This is a genomic window from Pseudomonas fluorescens group sp. (assembly GCF_020093335.1).
Classification (GTDB): domain Bacteria; phylum Pseudomonadota; class Gammaproteobacteria; order Pseudomonadales; family Pseudomonadaceae; genus Aquipseudomonas; species Aquipseudomonas petroselini.
The window spans coordinates 106103-129495 of sequence record NZ_JAIOKW010000014.1; the positions used below are offsets into that span (position 1 = coordinate 106103).

At 61.2% G+C, this 23393-nt stretch carries 18 protein-coding genes and 2 pseudogenes; 8 read left to right on the plus strand and 12 right to left on the minus strand.

The window, feature by feature from the left end; genetic code table 11:
* The first annotated feature begins 137 nt into the window (after positions 1–137).
* A complete protein-coding gene (ggt, locus tag K7431_RS16815; protein ID WP_012722083.1) occupies positions 138–1967 on the plus strand; it encodes a gamma-glutamyltransferase in 1830 nt (609 codons plus the stop codon).
* Between the two features lie 154 nt (positions 1968–2121).
* Here the strand turns inward: ggt and ddlA are convergent, their stop codons facing one another.
* Both ddlA and K7431_RS16825 read right to left on the minus strand, forming a co-directional pair.
* Positions 2122–3216 (minus strand): D-alanine--D-alanine ligase, encoded by a 1095-nt coding sequence (ddlA, locus tag K7431_RS16820; RefSeq protein ID WP_012722082.1) that lies wholly within the window; start codon positions 3214–3216, stop codon positions 2122–2124.
* A 43-nt stretch (positions 3217–3259) separates the two neighbouring features.
* Positions 3260–3340: pseudogene (locus K7431_RS16825) on the minus strand (lysine transporter LysE); the annotation flags it as partial.
* Positions 3341–3490: 150 nt separating this feature from the next.
* Here K7431_RS16825 and K7431_RS16830 point away from each other — a divergent pair.
* Positions 3491–4300: an AraC family transcriptional regulator gene (locus K7431_RS16830; protein ID WP_012722081.1), complete on the plus strand. Its 810-nt coding sequence runs from the start codon at positions 3491–3493 to the stop codon at positions 4298–4300.
* Between the two features lie 115 nt (positions 4301–4415).
* On the opposite strand, the gene K7431_RS31165 is transcribed toward K7431_RS16830, so the two are convergent.
* From K7431_RS31165 to K7431_RS16840, 3 genes and pseudogenes are all read right to left on the minus strand, one after another.
* The gene (locus K7431_RS31165; protein ID WP_370636111.1) at positions 4416–4847 is read right to left on the minus strand and encodes a methyl-accepting chemotaxis protein; all 432 of its coding nucleotides are present in this window, start codon (positions 4845–4847) and stop codon (positions 4416–4418) included.
* A gap of 108 nt (positions 4848–4955) precedes the next feature.
* A pseudogene (locus tag K7431_RS31170) lies at positions 4956–5732 on the minus strand (PAS domain-containing protein); the annotation flags it as partial.
* 107 nt (positions 5733–5839) lie between these two features.
* Positions 5840–6172, minus strand: coding sequence for a DUF2790 domain-containing protein (locus K7431_RS16840; protein ID WP_012722079.1), 333 nt, complete (start codon positions 6170–6172; stop codon positions 5840–5842).
* 223 nt (positions 6173–6395) lie between these two features.
* Between K7431_RS16840 and K7431_RS16845 the strand changes: the two genes are divergently transcribed.
* From K7431_RS16845 to K7431_RS16855, 3 genes are all read left to right on the plus strand, one after another.
* A complete protein-coding gene (locus tag K7431_RS16845; RefSeq protein ID WP_012722078.1) occupies positions 6396–7715 on the plus strand; it encodes an OprD family porin in 1320 nt (439 codons plus the stop codon).
* A gap of 345 nt (positions 7716–8060) precedes the next feature.
* Positions 8061–8735 carry a heavy metal response regulator transcription factor gene (locus K7431_RS16850; RefSeq protein WP_012722077.1) on the plus strand — a complete coding sequence of 225 codons (675 nt, stop codon included), beginning with the start codon at positions 8061–8063 and terminating at the stop codon, positions 8733–8735.
* A complete protein-coding gene (locus tag K7431_RS16855; RefSeq protein WP_012722076.1) occupies positions 8732–10168 on the plus strand; it encodes a heavy metal sensor histidine kinase in 1437 nt (478 codons plus the stop codon). The genes K7431_RS16850 and K7431_RS16855 overlap by 4 nt, the downstream gene beginning before the upstream one ends.
* Here K7431_RS16855 and K7431_RS16860 read toward each other — a convergent pair.
* The 4 genes from K7431_RS16860 to K7431_RS16875 form a co-directional block, all read right to left on the minus strand.
* Entirely contained in the window at positions 10083–13229 is a 3147-nt protein-coding gene (locus tag K7431_RS16860) for a CusA/CzcA family heavy metal efflux RND transporter (protein ID WP_012722075.1), read from the minus strand. The two genes, K7431_RS16855 and K7431_RS16860, sit on opposite strands and share 86 nt — an antisense overlap.
* 18 nt (positions 13230–13247) lie before the next feature.
* Entirely contained in the window at positions 13248–14354 is a 1107-nt protein-coding gene (locus K7431_RS16865) for an efflux RND transporter periplasmic adaptor subunit (protein WP_012722074.1), read from the minus strand.
* An 18-nt stretch (positions 14355–14372) separates the two neighbouring features.
* A complete protein-coding gene (locus K7431_RS16870; protein WP_012722073.1) occupies positions 14373–15596 on the minus strand; it encodes a TolC family protein in 1224 nt (407 codons plus the stop codon).
* Positions 15597–15705: 109 nt separating this feature from the next.
* Entirely contained in the window at positions 15706–16611 is a 906-nt protein-coding gene (locus K7431_RS16875; protein ID WP_012722072.1) for a cation diffusion facilitator family transporter, read from the minus strand.
* 260 nt (positions 16612–16871) lie between these two features.
* Here K7431_RS16875 and K7431_RS16880 point away from each other — a divergent pair, with 260 nt between their 5' ends.
* A complete protein-coding gene (locus tag K7431_RS16880) occupies positions 16872–18242 on the plus strand; it encodes a GntT/GntP/DsdX family permease (RefSeq protein ID WP_043204738.1) in 1371 nt (456 codons plus the stop codon).
* Between the two features lie 41 nt (positions 18243–18283).
* On the opposite strand, the gene K7431_RS16885 is transcribed toward K7431_RS16880, so the two are convergent.
* The 3 genes from K7431_RS16885 to K7431_RS16895 all read right to left on the minus strand — a co-directional run bounded on the left by K7431_RS16885 (position 18284) and on the right by K7431_RS16895 (position 21290).
* Positions 18284–18781 (minus strand): DUF4411 family protein, encoded by a 498-nt coding sequence (locus K7431_RS16885; RefSeq protein WP_012722070.1) that lies wholly within the window; start codon positions 18779–18781, stop codon positions 18284–18286.
* On the minus strand, positions 18778–19914 hold the full coding sequence (locus K7431_RS16890) for an ImmA/IrrE family metallo-endopeptidase (protein WP_012722069.1): 1137 nt from the start codon (positions 19912–19914) through the stop codon (positions 18778–18780). The genes K7431_RS16885 and K7431_RS16890 overlap by 4 nt, the downstream gene beginning before the upstream one ends.
* Positions 19915–19985: 71 nt before the next feature.
* Positions 19986–21290, minus strand: coding sequence for an MFS transporter (locus K7431_RS16895; protein WP_012722068.1), 1305 nt, complete (start codon positions 21288–21290; stop codon positions 19986–19988).
* Between the two features lie 185 nt (positions 21291–21475).
* Between K7431_RS16895 and K7431_RS16900 the strand changes: the two genes are divergently transcribed.
* Positions 21476–22894 (plus strand): short-chain fatty acid transporter, encoded by a 1419-nt coding sequence (locus tag K7431_RS16900; protein WP_012722067.1) that lies wholly within the window; start codon positions 21476–21478, stop codon positions 22892–22894.
* 125 nt (positions 22895–23019) lie between these two features.
* Positions 23020–23340, plus strand: a complete 321-nt coding sequence (locus K7431_RS16905; RefSeq protein ID WP_012722066.1) for a hypothetical protein — start codon at positions 23020–23022, stop codon at positions 23338–23340.
* Positions 23341–23393 lie beyond the last annotated feature (53 nt).

Sequence of the window (23393 nt, forward strand, 5' to 3'; positions counted from 1 at the left end):
TAATCACGACGGCAGCTTCATGCACTCGAACAAACCGTTCACCTGTACGCGGGTGATTTCCCGCCACACGGAGCCAACCCGCACGGCACGATTTACCGGTAAAACGCAGTCCCCAAGGACAACAGATCATTCTCAAAATGAACGGAGTTCAGCGCGTGTTTTCAATTTCCCGCCGTCAACTGTCAGTGATTGCCGCAGCCCTCGCGCTCACTGCCTGCCATTCCCCCGTCAACAAACAGCCGCCGGCACCCGAGCTGGGTTCCGGCTATCGTACCGACCTGACGGCCCAACACGCCGAGCGCCATATGGCAGCAGCGGCCAACCCCCTGGCCGCCGAGGCGGGGCGCGAGATGTTGCGCCAGGGCGGTTCGGCGATTGATGCGGCGATTGCGATGCAGGCGGTGCTGACGCTGGTAGAGCCGCAATCATCCGGCATCGGCGGCGGCGCGTTCATCATGCTGTGGGACGGCAAAAACGTGCATGCGTATGACGGCCGTGAAACCGCACCGGCCGGGGCGACCGAGCGGTTGTTCCTGAAGGCCGACGGCAAGCCGATGGCGTTTCCCGACGCACAGGTGGGCGGGCGCTCAGTCGGTACGCCTGGGGTACTACGTGCACTCGAGATGGCACACAAGAAGACGGGCCAGTTGCAATGGGCCAAGCTGTTCGAACCGGCAATCCGGCTGTCGGAAAACGGCTTCGCGATCTCTGCGCGCCTGCACAGTTTGATCGCGGCCGACCGCTACATCGCGCAATCGCCAGAAATGGCGGCGTACTTTTTGAATGCCGACGGCACGCCGAAAGCCACCGGTACGCTGTTGAAAAACCCGGCGTTGGCCGAGGTGTTCAAACGCATCGCCAAGGAGGGACCGGACGCGCTGTACCACGGTTCGATCGCTGAGGAGATCGCCAGCAAGGTGCAGCGCCATCGCAATGCGGGCAGCCTGTCCGTGGCGGATCTGAAGGGCTACACCGCCAAGGAACGCACGCCGCTGTGTACTGACTACCAGCAATGGAAAGTCTGTGGCATGCCACCACCGTCCTCGGGCGGGGTCGCCATCGCGCAAATCTTGGGTACCTTGCAAGCACTGCAAGCCCAGGATCCAAGCCTGGCCATCGCCGCGATGCAACCCGTGAACAGCCCATCACCCGCAGGCCTGGAACCCACACCCGAAGCCGTGCACCTGCTCGCCGAAGCCGGTCGCCTGGCCTTCGCTGATCGCGCGCTTTATATGGCCGACTCGGACTTTGTCCCTGTGCCCGTCGCTGGCCTGGTCGCCCCGGACTACCTGGCCAAACGGGCCGCCTTGATCAGCGAGCGCAGCATGGGCATCGCCAAGCCGGGCACGCCTGAAGGCATCCAGGTGGCGTACGCGCCGGACCGTTCGCCGCTGCGCATCTCCACGTCGCAAGTGGTGGCGGTGGACGACCAGGGCGGGGCCGTCTCGATGACCACGACGGTGGAAGCAGCGTTTGGCTCCCACGTCATGGTCCAGGGCTTTTTGCTCAACAACCAGATGACTGACTTTTCGTTCATCCCCGAAGAGGACGGCCAACGTGTTGCCAACCGTGTGGAGCCCGGTAAGCGCCCGCGTTCGGCCATGGCGCCGACCCTGGTGTTCGACCGCAAAAGCGGCGAATTACTGGCCACGGTAGGCTCGCCCGGCGGCTCACAAATCATCGAGTACGTGAGTAAGTCCCTGGTGGCAATGCTCGACTGGAAACTCGACCCCCAGGCCGCGATCAGCCTGCCCAATTTCGGCAGTCGCAACGGTGCGACCGAGCTGGAAACCGGTATGTTCAGCCCAGCGTTGAAGCAGGCACTCAAGGACAAGGGCCATATGCTCAGCGAGATCGATATGACCAGCGGCATACAGGCCATCGTCCGCACGCGGGATGCCCAAGGCAAGGTGTCGCTGAGCGGCGGCGCCGACCCTCGACGTGAAGGCGAAGCAGTCGGCGACTGAACATGTAGTGAGCGGGCTTGCCCCGCGCGGGGGTGCGAAGCAGCCCTAGGAGGACCGCTGAGGTGGGTCAGTAAAATTTGAGGTGGATGGTTTTAGGGCTGCTTCGCAGCCCAGCGCGGGGCAAGCCCGCTCACTACATGGCCCCCGGGGTGGGTCAGCGACTGATCTTCAACCCCTTGCGCCCCGCATGCCGTTCCAGCGCCAGCTCGATCAAGCGGCTCACCAGTTCGCTGTAGCTCATGCCCGCTGCCTGCCACAGTTTGGGGTACATGCTGATACGGGTGAAGCCGGGCAGTGAGTTGATTTCGTTGATCAGCACGTTGCCGTCGTCGGTGAGAAACACGTCGACCCGCGCCAAACCGGAACAGCCCAGCACCTCGAACGCCTCAATGGCCAGTCCACGAATGCGCTCGCTGGCGTCATGGCTGATAGCGGCCGGCACCACCACTTGGGCGGCCTGGTCGTCGATATATTTGCTGTCGTAGGAATAGAAACCGCTGCTCACCACGATCTCACCACACCCGCTGGCGATGGGGTGCTCATTGCCCAACACGGCGCATTCGATTTCACGGCCCTTTACGGCGGACTCAACCAACACCTTTTCATCAAAGCCCAGGGCCAGTTCAACGGCAGCGTGGTACTCGGCTTCGGTGCCGACTTTACTCACGCCTACAGACGAACCTTGGTTGGCCGGTTTAACGAACATCGGCAGGCCGAGCGTGTTCACCGCCGTATCGAAGGACGTGCGCGTGGCATTGCTGCGGGTCAGCGTGATAAACGGGGTAACGGCGATGCCGGCATCGCGCAGCAAGCGCTTGCTGATGTCCTTGTCCATGCACACCGCCGAGCCAAGTACGTCGGAGCCGACGAAAGGCAGGTCAGCCATGCGCAACAGCCCTTGCAGGCAGCCGTCTTCGCCGAGGGTGCCGTGGACGATGGGGAAGATCACATCGACATGTTCCAACAGGCCCGTGCCTGAGGTTTCCACCAGTTGCTGGCTGGCCTTGCCGGGCACTACAGCCAGTTCGCGATTGGACTGGTTGAGCGCGATCAGGGCCGGATTTTCCTGGTTGAGCAGGAAGTTCGAGGTGTCGTTGAGGTGCCAGTGGCCGGCCTTGTCGATACCGATCAGGACCGGCTCGAAGCGCGTACGGTCGAGTGCATCGACAATATTGCGCGCCGATTGCAACGAGACTTCATGCTCCGCCGAACGGCCACCAAAAATAATACCTACCCGCACCTTGCTCATGATCGGCCTCACTGTTGAAAGTAAGGCTTCTTACCACGGGCCGTCAGCGGTTCGCTACCAAATGTGCACCGAACAGCACGTAGCAACCGCCGGCAAAGCGGTCGAGCCAATTGCGCGGTGTTGAGGAATTCCATGGGCGGCAGGTCCATCAGCACAAGGCAGGAACAGCGATCATGGGCCCCGCACCCGCCCTGCACAATCGTACAAGACCCCGGCAGACAAGGGGTGCAGACTCAGTTAACGTGTTCCCACCTCTTTTTTGTGACAAGTCACCATGGGCAAACCCACCGCCACCCTCGACTGGCTGCACCGCGCCCCGCATGCCAGTGGCCTGGACCGTATCGAGGCGTACTTTGCCGGTTTCGCCTTCGACCCGCATCGCCATGACACCTACGCCATCGGGCGGACCTTGACTGGCGTGCAAAGCTTTCACTATCGCGGCGACATGATCCACAGCCTGCCCGGCATGACCATGGTGCTGCACCCCGATGAAACCCATGATGGTCACGCCGGCAGTGACGAGGGCTTCAAGTACCGGATGATTTACGTAGAGCCGTCGCTGATCCAGCAGATCCTCGGCGGCAAGCCGTTGCCGTTTATCCCCAGTGGCCTCTCCACGGACCCCAGGCTGTTTCGTGCCAGCGAAGTGCTGCTGCAGAACCTGGATAACCCTCTCGACCCGTTGCAGGAGCAGGACGCCCTGTTCGACCTGGCCCACGCGCTCAGCAACGTCTCGGGTGGGATCGTCAGCCGCAAGGCCTTCGATTACGTCGCCGCCGAACGCGCCAGGGAATTTATCCACAGCGCCTTGGGCCGCAGCATCACCCTGGATGAAATGGCCGACCACGCCGGCCGCGACCGCTGGGCCTTGTCACGGGATTTTCGCTTGCTGTTCGGCACCAGCCCCTACCGCTACCTGACCATGCGCCGCTTGGACCTGGTGCGCAGCCTGCTCGCCCAGGGCCAATCGCTGGTGGACGCGGCGTTGACCGCCGGCTTCACCGACCAAAGCCACATGACCCGGCAATTTCGCAGCACCTACGGCATGCCACCGTCGCGTTGGGTGAAGATGCTCGGGCGCTGAAATCCCGACGTGAAATGCGCTCAGTGCGGGCTGCGCAGGGCATCAGGAGCACAACAGCGCAGGCGGCTTTCGGCGCGGAAAAAACCTACGCAACCTCAAACAAGCGCCCCACGGGTCAGGTGGACAGTTGGTTGGCAAACTGCCCGACTGCGCTGACCACCTTTTGGGCGCCGTCCTGGATTTCCACGATCACCGTGCCTGCTTCGGCGGCCAGGGCCAGGCCTTGCTCGGCTTGCAGGCGGCCGTCGGTCATCAGGGCCACCGCCTCACGCGCCATGTCCTGGTTCTGACGTACCACGCCGACGATCTCTTCGGTCGCCTTGCTGGTCCGCGATGCCAACTGCCGCACTTCATCGGCCACCACCGCAAAACCACGGCCCTGCTCACCGGCGCGCGCCGCTTCGATGGCAGCGTTGAGCGCCAGCAGGTTGGTCTGCTCGGCAATACCGCTGATGGTCTTGACGATGCTGCCGATCACTTGAGACTGAGCGTTCAGCGCCTCGATGCCGTCGCCGGCCTGTTGCATGTGCCTGGCCAGGTCGCGCATCACATCCACGGCCTGGGTCACCACAGTCGTACCACGCTGGGCGCTATTGTCGGTCTGCAGCGAGGTGCTGTAGGCAATGCTCGCCGCTTCGGCGACCGCCTGTTCCTGGTTGACCTGGTCGGTGATCACCGTGGCGAACTTGACCACTTTGTACAGCCGGTCATTGGCGTCCAGCACCGGGTTGTAGGTCGCTTCCAGCCACACCACACGGCCATGGCTGTCGACCCGCTTGAAGCGCGCCGCGACGAACTCACCGGCGTTCAGGCGTTTCCAGAAGTCCTGGTACTCGGTGCTGTTGTATTCCTCCGGCTCGCAGAATATCCGGTGATGTTTGCCCTGGATCTGCGCCAGGCTGTAACCCATGCCGCCGAGAAAACGGTCATTGGCGGTCAGCACGTGGCCGTTCAGGTCGAACTCGATCACGGCCGTAGAGCGCACCAATGCGTTCATGAGGTTTTCATGCTCGCGGGAGGCCTCGATGGTGCGGGTGAGGTCGCTGGAATACATCGAAAAATGCTTGATGCGCCCATCGGAACTGCGCACCGGTTGCACAATCGAGCGCAGCCAGGCTTCCTGGCCATTGCCACGCATCAGGCGCACGGTGCCGGCGAAATGCTCACCGCGCAGCAGGGCGTTCTTGAAGCGCAGCTGGTATTCATCCTGGCGCACATGCGTCGGCACCAGGTCTTCAATCGCGCGCCCCAACAGGTGGCCACTCTGGTAGGCCAATTCCTGCAGGAAGTTGGCATTCGCCCACTCCACCCGGCCTTCGGCGTCCAGCGTCAGGCACAGCATTTCACTTTCCAGGCTCTCCTTGACCTGATCCAAGCTGGACAATTCTTCGCGAAGAGCCGACAGCTCCTGCTTCAAACGGGTGTTAAACATGGGGCACCGATGACCAAATGGGGGGAGATGAATCTGACCTGCATCGGCGCTTCCAGGATTTTCTTAAGAGGGCTTGAGCCCCGGCCCCAACTATATTTTTGGATCCATCAACTGCCGTTATTTCGGCACACACCCATCACTTGATACTCAAGGGTATTGAGCTTGCCGCTGGAGTCTTCATAGGTCATGCGCGACGGCACCGGGTTGCACGAGCGGATCGGCGGCGTGACATTGACCACCTTGGCGATGTCCAGCGCCATGCCATAGCGATAGGCCTGTACCTCAGGTGCCTGCTTGCCTTTCTTGGCCGCGTAGTCGGCCATGGCTTTTTGATTGCGCTCCATCATCAGCGCAAACGTACGGTCGCCCCCACCTTCGGCCAATGCGCCGAACGACAAGATTGCAGTTAACACACCCAGGCCAACGGTATAAAAGTTCATGGTTAGTTCCTCGACTGATCGTTAAGTGCCGAGACTAACTAGCGGACCCTGACGCCACCTTCACCAGAACATTACTTATTTGTTAGATACGCGTGAGCTTCCAGAATTGTAATGTTCTTGCCACTTCATCGTTATCCACGGTTTGCAACTATCAGCCCGGGCCAGATCAATAAGAACGCCCGCTCATAAGAAGCTGATAACTGCCATTACCGAGGAGCAAACCATGCGTATCTGTCACTTCAGCCTTCCCCTTTCACTGTGCGCCGCCTTGCCCCTGGCCGCCGTGGCCGTGGAAGACAAACCCGAAGGTTTTATCGAAGGCAGCAGCTTCAACGTGCTGGCGCGTAATTTTTACTTCAACCGCGATGACCGCAAGGGCCAGTCCAGCCCCACCGGCAATGGCTATTCCGAAGCCTGGGCCCAGGGCTTGATCGGCAAGTTCGAATCCGGCTTTACCCAAGGCACCGTAGGATTCGGCCTGGATGCGTTCGCCATGGTCGGGGTAAAACTCGACTCGGGCACCGGTCGCAGCGGCGGCAAGGGTTCGTTCGGCGTTCTACCGGTGGACAGCGAAAACCACCCCGAGGACAACTACAGCAAATTCGGCGGCGCCGCGAAATTGCGTGTGCTGGATACCGTGATCAAGGCCGGCGACGTATTCCCGCTGACCCCGGTGGTGGCTTACGGCGATTCGCGCGTCTTGCCGGAAAGCTTTCGTGGCGTGACCGCACAAAACACCAGCCTGGAGGGCCTGACCCTGCAGGGCGGACGCTTGAGCGGCATGAGCCAACCGACCGAAAGCGGCATGAACAAAGGCTTTGCGACCTTCTACGCGGGGCAGGTCGACTCGCCCTGGGTCGGCTATTTCGGCGGTGATTACAGCGTCAACAAACACCTCAGTGTCAGCCTCTACAGCAGCCGCCTGAAGGATGCCTGGGACCAGTACTACGTCGGCAGCGCCGCCAGTTATCCGCTGAATGAAGACGTCTCGCTGTTCGGCGACTTCAACTACTACAAAGCCGTGGACGAAGGTAAGAAACGCCTGGGTGAATTCGACAACAACATCTGGAGCGCAAGGCTTGGGGTGAAGGTCGGTGCCCACAGCCTGGCCGTATCACACCAGCGCAACAACGGCGATGACGACTTCGATTACCTGCGCCAGTCGGACTCAATCTTCCTGAACAACTCGATCCAGTACAGCGACTTCAACTCGCCCAAGGAACGTTCGTGGATGGTGCGCTACGACCTGGACATGCAGGCGTTCGGCATCCCCGGCCTGTCGTTCATGACCCGCTATGGCAAAGGCACTGGCGCCGACTACAGCAACGCCAACGCGGTGTACATGCGTCGCGATGCGGCAGGTGATCCACTCACCGATCAGCGCCGCTGGGAGCGGGATATCGAGGCCAAATATGTCGTACAGGCTGGCAACTTAAAGGACTTATCGCTGCGACTTCGCCAGGCCACAGTGCGCTCCAGTGCATTTGAGTCGGACCTGGAAGAAGTTCGGCTGATTGTCGAGTATCCAATGGCAGTGCTCTAAGGCACAGCGCTTACATTCACTTGCCGATGGCCTACATCTGTTCACAGGTTGAAGTCTGTCAGAACTGTAATATCGGCCTCACCTTCTCGTTAAGTTGCACTTTTTACACTGCACACCGAACACATCTCATCTCTGCGGCTTTTGTGTAGCTCCTTTGGAACAGAGATGAATTTTTGCGCCCCGGACGGGGCGTTTTTTTTGTGCGCCGACTCAGTGACGAATCGTCGCACCCGCCTGACGTGGCTTGACCCTAAAGCTACTTCACGGTTCAGAATTTTCCTACAGCCTACCCAGCCTCGCTATGAGGCCATGCCCCCTTTCCGTTTTCTTTGAAGGTAACCCCCCATGCGTATCCTTGTGGTTGAGGACGAGCAGAAAACCGCCGACTACCTGCAGCAAGGCTTGACCGAAAGCGGTTATGTCGTCGATTGCGCGGCCAGCGGCATTGATGGCCTGCACCTGGCCCGGCAACACCGCTACGAATTGGTGATCCTGGATGTCAACTTGCCCAACACCGACGGCTGGGAAGTGCTGGAACAACTGCGCCGCGACGGCAACCAGCGCGTGATGATGCTGACCGCGCGCGGCCGGCTGGCCGACAAGATCAAGGGCCTGGACATGGGCGCCGATGATTACCTGGTCAAGCCCTTCGAGTTTCCCGAGCTGCTGGCCCGAGTGCGCACCCTGTTGCGACGCAGCGAACACATCCCAGTGCCGGACGTCCTGCGCGTCTCGGACCTGGAACTGGACCCGCGCCGGCATCGCGCCTATCGCGGCGACCGCCGGATCGACCTGACCACCAAGGAATTCGCGCTGCTGCACGTGCTGATGCGCCAGGCCGGTGAAGTGATGACCCGCACGCAGATTATTTCGCTGGTGTGGGACATGAACTTCGACTGCGACACCAACGTCGTGGAAGTCTCGATCAGCCGTCTGCGGGGCAAGGTCGATGACCAGAGCGAGGTGAAGTTGATCCACACCATTCGCGGCGTGGGTTACGTGCTGGAGGCGCGCCCATGAGGACCAGCAGCCTGTCGATGCGCCTGGGGTTGACGGTCAGCCTGATGGGCGCCGGCCTCGTCGTGCTGTTGGCGACCCTGGCGTACCTGGCCCTGACCCACGAGCTGGACAAGCTCGCGCGCAAAGGCCTGGAAAACAAAATGGAGCAGCTGGAGCACAGCCTCGGCCAGGGCCTCGACGCCCACGACATCAGCGACCGCCCCCATTCGCTGCTGGACCTGGTGATGGGCCACGACAACATCTACCTGACGATCATCGGCGCACGACCGGATGCGCCGGTGCTGCTGAGCGTCGGTGCCAAACCGCAGCAGCCGCTGTTGTTGGACGTGCCCGCCAGCAACACCCTGGCGTACTTGAACTGGGTCGACGGCCAGGGCAATCGCATCCTCAGCGCCACCCGCCTGATGCCGCTGAGCAGTGGCGAAAACGTGCGTGTGTTGCTGTCGCTGGATCGCTCCGACGATGAAGCGTTGCTCAGTGCCTACCTGCGTTCCACGGTGATCGCCCTGCCGATGCTGCTGATCCTGATCGGCATGGGCGCGTGGTGGCTGGTGCAACGCGGGCTCGCGCCGCTGCAGCAGTTCAGCCGCGTGGCGGCCAAGGTCAGCACCCAGGACCTGACCCATCGCCTGGAGCTGGACAACCTGCCCAAGGAGCTGGGCGAATTGGCCCAGGGCATCAACTTCATGCTGCACCGCCTCGATGCCGGCGTGCAGCAACTGTCGCAGTTCTCCGACGACCTCGCCCACGAGCTGCGCGCACCGTTGACCAACCTGATGGGCAAGGCGCAGGTGACCCTGTCCCGTGAACGGCCCTCGGAGGAATACAAGACCAGCCTGGAATCCTGTACCGAGGAAATGGAGCGCCTGTCGCGGATGGTCTCCGACATGTTGTTCCTGGCTCAGGTCAGCCACCCGGCGGCGCGGGCCGAGTTTGCCCCGGTGTCGTTGGCACAGGAAGCGCAGCGGGTGATGGCGCTGTTCGCCCTCAGCGCCGAGGACAAGCACGTCACCCTGAGCCTGCGCGGCGACGCCTGGGTAACGGGGGACCGCCTGATGATCCAGCGCGCCATTTCCAACCTGCTGTCCAATGCCATTCGCCATACCCCGAGTGCCTCCAGCGTATTGCTGCTGGTGGAACGCTACGACCAGAGTGTGTCGCTGTCGGTGGGCAATCCGGGGCGCGGTATCGAAGCCCATCATCTGCCGCACCTGTTCGAGCGCTTTTATCGCGCCGACAGCAGCCGCACCCGAGCCGAAGGCGGTACCGGCCTGGGGCTGGCGATTGTGCAGTCGATCATGCACCTGCATCAGGGGCACGCCGACGTCAGCAGCCAGCCGGGCCGTTTTACGCGGTTCCGCCTGGTGTTTCCTCTTCCTTGCGATGGGCCCACTGATACAACGCCGGCAACACCAGCAAGGTCAGCAACGTAGACGAGATAATCCCGCCGATCACCACCGTCGCCAGCGGCCGCTGCACTTCGGCGCCGGTGCCGGTGGCGAGTGCCATGGGGATAAACCCGAGGGACGCCACCAACGCCGTCATCAGCACCGGACGCAGCCGGGTCAACGCGCCTTCGTTGATCGCCATCGACAACGAACGCCCCTCCTCGCGCAGGTTGCGGATGAAGGCGATCATCACCAGGCCGTTCAGCACCGCCACGCCGGACAAGGCAATAAAGCCGACCCCCGCCGAGATCGACAGCGGAATATCCCGCAGCCACAGCGCCATGATCCCACCGGTCAAGGCGAACGGAATCCCGGTAAACACCAACAAGCCGTCCTTGAGGTTGTTGAACATCATGAACAGCAGCCCGAGCACCAGCAGCAACGCCACCGGCACCACGATGCGCAAGCGTTCGGACGCTTCTTTCAATTGTTCGAATTGGCCGCCCCAGGTGGTCCAGTAACCCGCCGGCACCTTCACTTGGGCAATCAACGCCGCCTCGGCTTCCTCCACAAATGAGCCGATATCCCGCCCACGCACGTTGGCACTGACGATCACCAGGCGCTTGCCGTTCTCGCGGCTGATCTGGTTCGGGCCGAGCACCAGGTCCAGGCTGGCGACCTGGGACAAGGCGATAAAACCCAGCTGGCCAGACGCGTTACCCGGCACTGGAACCAACAGCCGTGACAGCCCATCGATATCGGTGCGCAGCGCGTCGGACAAACGCACAACCATGTCAAAACGTCGATCACCTTCGTACAACGTACCGGCCTGGCGCCCGCCGACAGCGACGGCAATGGTGTCCTGCACATCGCCCACATTCAGGCCAAAACGCGCGGCCTTGTCGCGGTCGATATTGATGGTCAGCACCGGCAGGCCGGAGGTTTGTTCAACCTTGACTTCCGAGGCGCCGCTGAGCTTTTGCAGGGTCTCGGCGATTTCACCGGCGGTCTTGTTGAGCACGTCCATGTCGTCGCCGAACACCTTCACCGCCACATCGCTGCGCACCCCGGAGATCAGCTCGTTGAAACGCAATTGGATCGGTTGCGACAACTCGTACGCACTGCCCGGCACAATCGCACTGGCGCGCTGGATGTCGGCGATGAGGGTCTCGCGGGACTTGTCCGGATCGGGCCATTGGTCCTTGGGCTTGAGCATCACGTAGCTGTCGGAAATGTTCGGCGGCATCGGGTCGGAGGCAATTTCCGCAGTGCCGGTACGCGCGAATACCCGCTCGATTTCCGGCACCTGGGCCATCAAGGTTTTTTCCAGTTGCTGCTGCATCTGCACCGACTGCGTCAGGCTGGTGCCTGGCACACGCAAGGCTTGCTGGGCAAAATCACCTTCGCTGAGGCTGGGAATAAATTCACTGCCCATGCGGCTGGCGACAACGCCCGAGGCGACAATGGTCAACACGGCCAAGCCGAACACCAGCGGCCGGCGCGCCATCACCCAATCGAGCACCGGCGCATAGACCCGGCGTGCGCTGCGCATGACGAAGTTTTCGTCTTCCTTGACCTTGCCAGTCACAAACAGCGCAATCGCCGCCGGCACGAAGGTCACCGACAGAATCATTGCGCCCAACAACGCTATCACCACGGTAAACGCCATCGGGTGGAACATCTTCCCGGCCACCCCGGTGAGGGCGAAGATCGGCAGGTACACCACCATGATGATCAGTTGCCCGAAGATCAGCGCTCGCCGCGCTTCCTTGGCGGCGGCGAAGACTTCATGCAGGCGCTCGCTGCGGGTCAGCAGGCGGCCATGACGCTGTTGCGCATGCGCCAGGCGACGAATCGCGTTCTCGACGATCACCACCGCGCCGTCGACGATAATGCCAAAGTCCAGCGCGCCGAGGCTCATCAGGTTGGCGCTGACCTTGTTGGTGAACATGCCGGTAAAGGTGAACAACATCGCCAGCGGAATCACCATCGCGGTGATCAGCGCAGCGCGGATATTACCGAGGAACAGGAACAGCACCGCCACCACCAGCAGCGCACCTTCGAAGAGGTTTTTCTTCACGGTGGCGATGGCTTTTTCGACCAAGTTGGTGCGGTCGTAGACGGTGACCGCGACGACGCCTTCGGGCAGCGAGCGGTTGATCTCTTCAAGTTTTTTCGCCACGGCCTGGGACACGCTGCGGCTGTTTTCGCCGATCAACATGAACACCGTACCCAGCACCACTTCGCGGCCATTTTCCGTGGCAGCGCCGGTACGCATCTCACGGCCGATGTCGACCTGCGCCACATTGCGCACGCGGATCGGCGTGCCGTCCGAGCTGGTGATGACGATGTTGGCGATGTCATCGATGGACGCCAACTGCCCGGGCGCACGGATCAGTAATTGCTCACCGCTGCGCTCGATGTAGCCCGCGCCCACGTTGGCGTTGTTACGCTCCAGCGCCGTGACCAGGTCATTCAAGGTCAGGTTGTAGGCGGCCAGGCGCTTGGGGTCGGGCGCAATCTGGTATTCCTTGGCAAAGCCGCCGATGGTGTTGATCTCGGCCACACCCGGCACGTTGCGCAGTTGTGGCTTGATGATCCAGTCCTGGATGACCCGCAGATCGGTCGGGGTGTAGGGCGTGCCATCGTCCTTGAGCGCGCCGTCCTTGGCTTCCACGGTCCATAGGAAAATTTCCCCGAGGCCGGTGGAAATCGGCCCCATGGCGGTTTCAATACCGGCGGGCAATTGCTCGCGCGCCACCTGAAGACGCTCGTTGACCAATTGCCGGGCGAAAAAAAGGTCGGTGCCGTCCTTGAAAATTACCGTCACCTGGGACAAACCGGAGCGCGACAGCGAGCGGGTCTGCTGCATGCCGGGCAAACCGGCCATGGCGGTTTCGATGGGAAAGGTGATGCGCTGCTCGGTTTCCAACGGGGAAAACCCGGCCGCCGCCGAGTTGATCTGCACCTGCACGTTGGTGATGTCGGGCACCGCGTCGATGGGCAACTTCTGATAGCTGGCGATGCCGACACCGGCCATCAACAGCACCGCCAGCAGCACGATGATGCGCTGCTCGATGGCAAATTGGATAAGGCGCTCAAACATGGGGAATCACTCGCAGGATCAATGGGCGTGCTCGGCCGAGCCTTTGCCCAGTTCGGACTTGAGGATGAAGCTGCCGACCGTGGCCACCTGCGCCCCGGCATCGAGGCCCTGGCGCACTTCGACGTAGCCGTTTTCGCTCGCGCCGAGTTCCAGGTGACGGGTGACAAAACCGTGCTCGGTGCGCACGAATACCGAGGGTTTGTCCTCGACGGTCTGGATGGCCTCCTGAGGCACGGTAACCTTGGCCTGGAACGTGTCGGTGGCCAGTTGCACGCTGACAAATAGGCCAGGCCGCCAGGCGTCATCGGGGTTGGGCACACTCACGCGCACAGTGGCGGTGCGTGTCTGCTCGCCGAGCAGGTTGCCGACATAGGCCACGGTGCCGAGCACCTCGGTGCCCATTTCGGTGGAGCTGACGTTGACCGGCTTGCCGACGCGTACCTTGTTCAAGTCCTTGGGAAATACACCAAAGGTCACCCACACCTGGGACAGGTCCGAGAGGGTGAAAGCGTTACTGGTCTCGCTCACCACTTCGCCGACGCCCAGGTGTTTTTCCACCACGACGCCGGCGAAGGGCGCACGCAGTTCGTAGCGATTGCCGCCGACCAACACAGCGCTTCCACTTAGTGCGGTCATCTTTTGGCGGGCGTTGTTCAGGGCGATTTCGGCTTCTTGCAGCGCTTGGCGCGCCAGCAGGTAATCCTGCTCGGCGGAGATCTTGTCCTGCCACAACTGCCGCTCTCGCTGGAAGGTGGTGCGGGCCAGTTCGACGCGCCGCTCACTGGCGGCCAACTCACTGCGCTGATCGGAAATCTGCTGGCTGGCGATCACCGCCAACAGCTCCCCTTTCTTCACCGACTGGCCGAGGTTGACCTTGACCGACTCCACCACGCCCGCCGCACGCGGCACGATGTGGGAGGTACGGTCTTCGTCGAAACGCACTTCTCCCGGCAGCACCAGCAACGTGCTGATAGACCGCGGTTGAGCCTGGGCGACCTGAATGCCGGCGGCTTGAATCTGCTGCTCGGTGAGTTCCAGTTCGCCTTCTTCTTCCTCGGCCTTAGCAACGCTGCACAGCATCAGGCTCAAGGCGACGGCAAGCGCCACGCCGTGGGTGTTGTTCATAGGGGACTCCAGGAAAAATCAAAACCGGGCGAGGTCGCCGTAAATTCGTTCGATACGCACCCAGGCGTCGGTGGCCTGGGCGGTGGCCGTGAGGTACTGGGTGCGGGCCGCGATCAGGGTGCGCTGGGCGTCGAGCACGTCGAGGAAACTGAACTTGCCCATCTCAAAGCCACGGGTGGCGCTGTCCACCGCCTCTTGCGCGGCGGGCAGGATCTGCTGGTTGAAGGCGCGCACTTCGGTATTCGCGGTTTGCCACAGGTCGAGGGCGTGACGGGTTTCGGTGCGCAGGCGCAGTTCGGCGGCGTTGCGCAGGTCTCGGGCCTGATCGGCGCGGCGCGTGGCCGCCAGCACATTGCCCTGATTGCGGTTGAACAGCGGGATCGGCATCGACACCCCCACCAGGTTCACGCGCTCACGCACGCTGGCGTCGTATTGGCTGCCGATGGACACGTCGAGGTCGGGAATACGCTGGGCTTTTTCCAGGCCGACGCTGGCTTCGTTTTGCAGGATGTTCAGTTCGGCCAGGCGCAGTTCAGCGGTTTGTTCGAGGTGCGCCAACAATTGGGTAGCGGGCGGCAAGGCAGGCGTGGATTGGGTGTGTGTGGCAACGACTTGGAAGTCCGGCACGGCGTTGCCGGTACTCGCGGCAAGGCGGCGATAAGCATCGGTGAGGCCTATCTGAGCGCGGTTCAATTCCAGGCGCATTTCCGACAACTGCACCTGCGCGCGGGTCGCTTCCACCGGCGAGGTTTTGCCAGCGGTGACACGACCGTTGGCGACGGCCAGTCCGCGTTCGGCCACGGCCATGGACCGCTGCGCCAGGTCGAGGCGTTCCTGGGCGCGAAGCGCGCCGTAGTAGTTGTCGATGACTTCGGCGCGCAGGGTGTTGCGGCGCTGTTCCAACGTCAGCGCGGCGGCGTTCTGGGCTAGGGTGGCAACGTCGATGCGCGCACCGCGCTTGCCGCCCAGTTCCAGGGTCTGGCTGAGCTTAACGGTGGTGGTGCGGGAGTTACGACGGGTGTCTTCGGCATCCCAGGAGGCCACCGGATTCGGGATCAACCCCGCCTGCTGGCGACCGCCCTGTGCAATGTCGATCTCCCATTGCGCGGCCGCCAGGTCAGGGTTGTTGGCAAAGGCGGTTTGCAGGGCCGCATCGAGGGTCAGGGTTTGTGCACCGACCCCTTGTGCCGTCGCCAGAAACACGACGATCGACCACAGAAATGTTCTTGCGCGAATTGGCATAACGAGAGTTCCAGGCCCATGAAATGGCGGATAAATCCAAGCCGGGGCACTGTAGCTTTCGGTACTTATCAGAGCGGTGTGCAGAACATTACAAATCCGTTAGCCAGGATCAGGCATGCACCTCGTCATGTTCGTCATGCGCAAAGCCGGCACCTTCGACCTGGATGGTCGCATGGGAAATATCGAATTTCTCATGCAGCAGTTCCGTCACTTGGACGAGGATTTGTTGTTCCGTGCCGAGCGCCGAATCCGCCACCAGATGGGTGCTCAGCACATTCTTGCCACTGGTGAGCGCCCAGATATGCAGGTCGTGTACATCCTTGACCCCACGCACACCGCGAATAGCCTGCTCCACCTGTTCGATGTCAATGCCGTCCGGCACGCCTTGCAGCAGCACGTTCATGCTTTCCTTGAGCAACGTCCACGTGCGTGGCAACACCCAGAAACCAATGGCCGCGGCGACCAGCGAGTCGACCCAGCCCCAGCCTGTGTACAGGATCACCAGCGCCGCGATGATCACGCCGATGGAACCGAGCATATCGCTCCAGACCTCCAGGTACGCGCCCTTCACATTCAGGCTTTCACCACTGGCGGCGCTCAGCAGGCGCATGGAAATCAGGTTGACGATCAGCCCCAGTACGGCAATCACCAGCATGCCGGTGGACTGTATCTCGGCGGGCGCCTGCAGCCGCTGATACGCCTCGTAGAGGATGTAGAACGCAACGACGAACAACAGCAGCGCATTGAACGCCGCGGCAAGGATTTCGAAACGCGCATAGCCGAAGGTGCGCTTGCGGTCTGCGGCACGCTTGGCCACCTGGATTGCCACCAGGGAAATGCCCAGGGCCAGGGCGTCGGTCATCATGTGCGCGGCATCGGACAACAGCGCCAGGCTGCCGGTGATAAATGCACCGATGACCTCGGCAACCATGAAACTGCCGGTCAGGCCCAGGGCGAGCCATAACAGACGCTCGTGACCGGCGCGTACCTTGGCGTGGTTGTGTCCTGCGCTCATGGAAAATCCTCGTGGTGGTAAATGTTCTCGTGGGCCTTGCCGGCGAGCGGGCTCTTACGCAGGGGCACGAGGATCATAGAGCGATAGGCCGGATCCATCGGCATGGGTTGCAAAATTGTCATCTGCACGCCAAGCCATTGTTACCTTTAAATGCACCAAAAGTGCGCTTGAACGCTCTGGCACAGTTGTATCAGGTATGCTTTTCGAACAGGAAACAAAAAGAAACAATTTTCCCAACCTGTTCGATAAGGAGTCCCGTTTTGGAGTTATCGACTGCCGCGTGGATGGTTCACGACACCCGCCTTATGCTCTGCGTACTGCTGGCCATCGCCAGCATCATTGTGCTGATCAGCGCGACCAAACTGCCGCCGTTCCTGTCGATCCTGATCGGCACCTTCATCGCCGGTGTCGGCGCCGGCTTGCCGCCGGAAGAAGTGGCCAAGGCGTTCAGCAAAGGCGCCGGGGCGATCCTCGGTGAAGCGGGGATCATCATTGCCCTGGGTTCCATGCTCGGCGCGTTGATGGCGGAATCCGGCGCGGCCGACCGCATAGCCACCACCCTGCTAGGACTGGGCAAGGGTAAGTCACTGCCGTGGGTGATGGCGCTGGTGGCCATGGTGATCGGCTTGCCGCTGTTTTTTGAAGTGGGCCTGGTGATGATGGTGCCAATCATCTTTGTGATGGCCAAACGTTCGAACCAGCCGCTGCTGAAAATCGCCATTCCGGCGCTGGCCGGCATGACCACCCTGCACGCCTTGATGCCACCGCATCCGGGGCCGCTGATTGCGGTGGGCGCGTTGCACGCCGACCTGGGCCTGACCATGTTGCTGGGCTTCTGCCTGGCGGTGCCGGCGGTGATCCTGGCTGGCCCGCTCTACGGCAACTGGCTGTCCAAGCGCCTGCATGTGGATGAGCCGGCCGACATCGGCGCGCTGTTCAGCGCACCGCCCAAGGCGCCGCGCCAGCCGAGCTTTGGTGTGTCGTTGCTGATCATTCTGTTGCCGGTGATTCTGATGCTGGGCAGCACCTTGGCCAAGGTCGCGTTGCCGGCCGAAAGCACGGTCGGCCTGACCTTGAAGTTCCTCGGCGAACCGCTGATCGCCCTCGGCCTGGCCGTGATCGCCGCTGTGATCTGCCTGGGCTGGGCCGCCGGCATGCCGCGTGCCGAGGTCGGCAACACCCTGCGCAAAGCCCTCGCCCCCATCGCCGTGTTGCTGTTGACCATCGGCGCCGGCGGCGGCCTCAAGCAAACCCTGCTGGACGCCGGCGTCAGCCAGACCATCAGCAAGGTCGCCGAAGGCGCGCACATGCCGTATCTGCTGCTGGCCTGGTTGATCGCCGTAGCGCTGCGCCAGGCCACCGGCTCGGCCACCGTCGCCACCACCACGACCGCAGGCATCCTCGCGCCGATGATGGCGGGGTTAGCGGCGACGCAAAGCTCGTTGGTGGCCCTGGCGATTGGCGCCGGCTCGGTGTTCTTCTGCCACGTCAACGATGCCGGGTTCTGGATGGTGCGAGAGTACTTTGGCTTGCAGTTGAAGCAGACGATCTGGGTGTGGTCGGTGTTGCAGACGATTGTGTCCGTCGTGGGCTTGATCGGTACGTTGCTGATGTGGCACTTCTTGACCTGAAAATACTGTATTGAGGGGAAACGCTCTTCCCCTCAATGGCTTCACTGATGCAACACAAAGCGAGCATCGAGCTTGCCGAGCAACTCAAATGTATTCATGTAAGGCACACCGAACAGTGAGCACACATTGGGAATCGTGAACTTGCGCTTGATGTCAGGGTTGTAGACCTCATGCGTGACAACCACTGCACCCGTGACCATTGCCTTGGCAATCAACCAGGGATCTGCGCCCTCAAGAAATTCCTCAAACGCTCCGGCCTTCATCGCAGGCACCTGCTCCGCAATCTTTGCGACGATCTGCCCAAATGCAGCCTGAGTAGGCTCATCGCTGGCGTCTTCAAACAAGTGCGTATTACCTTTGACCCACTGGGTCAAATCGTCATTGCCTTTGGCTAGTTCGTCTCTTACCGGGACGATACTGGCAACCTCCAGAGCCTGGTGTTGTTGAAGAATCCATGCCCAGTAACCTGGACAAACCGTCATTGCGTAATAGCGGTTCTTGGCCTCAATCAGCGTATTCGAATCCAATAGATGCTTCATGCCGATAGTTTCATCCCATAAGCCTTCAACCTGGCAGGCTGCACACCCAGCAGTTTTCCCGCATCGCGTAGCAGAATCCGCCCACTCTGCGCTTCGGCCAGAACGGCCTTGCTCAAACGGGTGCTGTTTCTGATAGCCGCTGTGCGGTAGTAGTCCCCTCCACTGCCGTCCTTATCTCGATACGCCTGCAAGATCCGACGGTAGTAGGCGCCATAATGATCACTGTTGATGCAGCCAAGATCACAGGCCCGACGGGCAATCACCAAGGTGCTGACGCGAAAGCGCCCAGCCAGTGGCGCCAGGTTTTCTTCCCAGTGCGTATTCGAATCCCACTGCGTGCGAAAAACGAGCTCCGGCGCCAGGAACTCTCCCGCCACCGCATTACAAAAAGCTTCCTCCTGGCGGGCACTATGACTGTTGCCATCAGAGACGCCCGTGCTACCGATCCAGACATGCACCAGCTCATGCATCAATGTAAAAAGCCGTGCCGTGGGTGCGTCCGCACTGTTGATGAAGACCACCGGGGCTAGAGCATTGCTGATCGCAAATCCTCGAAACTCACTGACATTAAGTTTTCGGTGGGTGTTTCCCAAGGCAACCCCGCTGCGCATGACGAGAATGCCGGCCTCCTCCGCGCCATTCACTAACGCCCTGAAATAATCGTCATAACTCATACGAGCAAAAGCATCCGTCATGCCGAGTACGCGACGAATATCTGCAACCACGTCCTTGATGGGCGAACGGCTACTGAAACTTCCCACGAAGGACAGCGGGGAGGGTTCGTGGTCCTGCAAATATTCCAAGTACCAGTCTTGCTTACGGAGCACGTCTCTTACAGTGTCCATCAAGTTCAAGCTGGGCTTGTGAGGAAATACGCCACCCACCGTACGCAGGTCTGGCAGAGGAAGAGACTCCGGCGGGGGAGCCTTGAGAAAAAGGACGCCAAACGCGACGTGCGCAATGGCAGCCCACTTTTGTGCCTGGCTAAAGCTGGGAAGACTCTGACCTGCCTCCCACTCTTTCACCCTTTCCAATTTGACCGTAAGCCCTTTGGCAATCTGTGCCTCAGACAGCCCTGCCCGCTGGCGAGACCAGGAGAGGATTTCGGGGTTGATAAAGGCGGTCTGAGTCATGGGTTCATGCGTGTCCGTCAGGAGTGGACAGGACTATAGGAGCGGCAGCAAATACTCGTCAATTGATGGCCCTAGCGGCCTTTTGTAACAGCATCTACTGGGTGGCGCTTACCAAACAGCCCCACACTCACCACGCCCACCGCCCCCATCACCACGCAGTAAATCACGCAAATCCACGGGCTGGTCGGCATCAGTGCAATCAACATCAACGGCGTCGTACTTGCCCACAGCGCGTAGGCAATGTTGTAGGTAAAGGAAATCCCCGACACCCGCACCTGCGCCGGAAACAGGCCGACCATCACCGACGGCACCGCGCCCACCACGCCGCAACTCAAGCCTGCGACGGCATACGCCGCGCCCAGCCAGACGCCGCCGTTGATCAAGCTGGCGTACAGAATGCCAATCCCTACCGGCAATAGCAGGCTGTAGACCAGCACCGCGCGCCAGGCGCCGATGCGGTCTACCAGCAGGCCGGCCAGTACGCAGCCGATATTCAGGAACACGATGCCCAAGGCGCTCAAGGCGAAGGTGTGGCTGGGGCTCATGCCGAAGGTTTTTTGCATCATGGTGGGGGTGATGACCACGAGGACGACCACCGCCGAGGTGAGCACGCAGGTGAGGATCATCGCGGGTAGCAGGACGGCGCGGTGGTCGCGAAGCACGGTGCGCAAAGGCAGCTCTGCGGCCGCCTGGCGGCGGGCCTGCATTTCGAGGAACACCGGGGTCTCATTGAGCCAGCGGCGCAGCCACACGCCGATCACGCCGAATACCCCGCCGAGCAGGAAGGGGAAGCGCCAGGCGTAGTCGAGGATTTCGGCCGGGGTGAAGACTTGCGCCAGCAAGGTCGCGGTGAGCGCGCCGAGCAGGTAGCCGAAGGTCAGGCCGGCTTGCAGGAAGCCCAGGGCGTAGCCGCGATGAGGGGCGGGAGCGTGTTCGGCAACGAAGGTCCAGGCGCTGGGCACTTCACCCCCCACTGCTGCGCCTTGCAGCACGCGCAGCGCCAGCAGGATCAGCGGTGCGAAATAACCGATGTGTGCATAGGTGGGCATGATCCCGATCAGCAGGCAGGGCAAGGCCATCATCAGGATGCTCAGGCTGAACACGCGCTTGCGCCCCAGGTGATCGGCAAAGTGCGCCATCAGGATGCCGCCCAGCGGACGGGCCAGGTAGCCGGTGACGAAGATGCCAAAACTTTGCAGCAGGCGCAGCCACTCGGGCATTTCCGGCGGGAAGAACAGTTGGCTCAAGGTCAGCGCGAAAAACACGAAGATGATGAAATCGTAGATTTCCAGGGCACCGCCCAGGGCGGCCAGGCCCAGGGTTTTGTAGTCGGAGCGGGAAAAACGCTGCGCCTGTAGGGGAAAGGTGGCAGTCATATGAAGGCTCGGCAGACAAACAAAATGGCGTGCAGGTTATGAGGTGAGCAGGATGATGGCAATCACGGCAGATATATTTGTTTTCCTCATGGATCGATGAAGATAACTGCATTCCCATATCAATGGCCGTAGCGGAACATGCCGTAAAACTGCCAACACCATAATAAAGACAAGAGGAAAGACTCGTGGCCGATGCTATCGAAGAAAGCCGCTATGCCCGATTTGCCCTGCGCTGTTCCAACTTCGCCGAACGCTGGTTTCCCGACTCCTGGGTATTTGCCGCGCTCGCCGTGATCATCGTCGCCGTGGCGACCCTGGGCATGGGCGCCGCACCGACCGAAGCCGCCAAGGCTTTTGGCGATGGGTTCTGGAGCCTTATCCCGTTTACCATGCAGATGGCCTTTGTGGTGATTGGTGGTTATGTCGTGGCCAGTTCGCCGCCGGCGGTAAAACTGATAGACCGCCTGGCGCGTATCCCGAAGAACGGCCGCTCCGCCGTGGCCTGGGTGGCGTTGATCTCGATGGTCGCGTCCTTGCTCAACTGGGGCCTGTCCCTGGTGTTTGGCGGTTTGTTGGTGCGGGCGCTGGCGCGTCGTACGGATTTGCGCATGGATTATCGCGCGGCCGGGGCTGCGGCTTACCTGGGGCTTGGCGCGGTGTGGGCGCTGGGGCTGTCGTCGTCGGCCGCACAGTTGCAGGCCAACCCGGCCAGCCTGCCGCCATCGATTCTGTCGATCACCGGGGTGATCCCGTTCACGGACACTATCTTCCTGTGGCAATCCGGCGTGCTGTTGCTGGCGTTGATCGTGGTGTCGCTGATCATCGCCTACGCCACCGCACCCGGCCCGAACAGCGCCCGCGATGCCAAGGCCTGCGGCGTCGACCCGGCGTTCAACCTGCCCAAGCTGCAAGCCCCCACCCGTCAAGGTGAATGGCTGGAACACAGCCCGCTGCTGACCATCCTGCTGGCTGTGCTGGCGGTGGGCTGGCTGTTCCATGAGTTCTCGACCAAGCCAGCGATCAGTGCGATCTCGGGGCTGAACACCTATAACTTCCTGTTCATCATGACCGGCGCCCTGCTGCACTGGCGTCCGCGCAGTTTCCTCGACGCGGTGGCACGCGCGGTGCCGACCACCACCGGCGTGCTGATCCAGTTTCCGCTGTACGGCTCCATCGCGGCGCTGATGACCGTGGTCAAGGGTGGCGACGGCCAGACCCTGGCGCACCATATCTCGACCTTCTTCACCTCCATCGCCTCCCACGACACTTATGCACTGCTGATGGGCGTGTACTCGGCGGTACTGGGCTTCTTTATCCCGTCGGGCGGCGGCAAGTGGATTATCGAAGCGCCTTACGTGATGCAAGTGGCCAATGACCTGCAATACCACCTGGGCTGGGCAGTGCAGATCTACAACGCCGCCGAAGCGCTGCCGAACCTGATCAACCCGTTCTATATGCTGCCGCTGCTGGGGGTGCTGGGGTTGAAGGCGCGGGATTTGATCGGGTTTTCCTTCGTGCAGTTGCTGGTGCACACGCCGCTGGTGTTGTTCCTGCTGTGGGCGTTGGGGACGACGTTGAAGTATTTGCCGCCTGTGATGCCCTAAAAGCTCCTTCTGATGTAACGCGTGGGGTTGTCCTACTCCAGACGGCGACAACCCCTGACTCCCTCCACTCAGACCTTTGATTAACCTGACTCGGACACCTACTCACTTAACACCCAGGAGATCCGATGACGCCCCTATCCAAATCACTGGAAACGTTGATCACTGATATTTATCAGGACGACAACGTTTCATTCACTGAATACAGGACCCTGCGAGACGACGCCGATCGCCGCATGGCCTCGGTTATCGAAGAGTTCGGCCTGCATAACAACGTGACCGCCTTCCAGAAATCCATCGACGTGGCCATGCAGCTGTTGCAGACCAGTGTGATCGATGCAAAAAAGGCCAGGCTGACCGATACGGGTGAGGCCATTGTCAAAGATGCGGTGACGGCCCAGGTGGAGTACTTGCGGGCGGGCAGCCAGCTGGCACTGCGCCTGCTGTGACCCTCTGGTTCAAATCACTGTCTTCGTTCCGTCACATTGCGTTGCTACCGTCC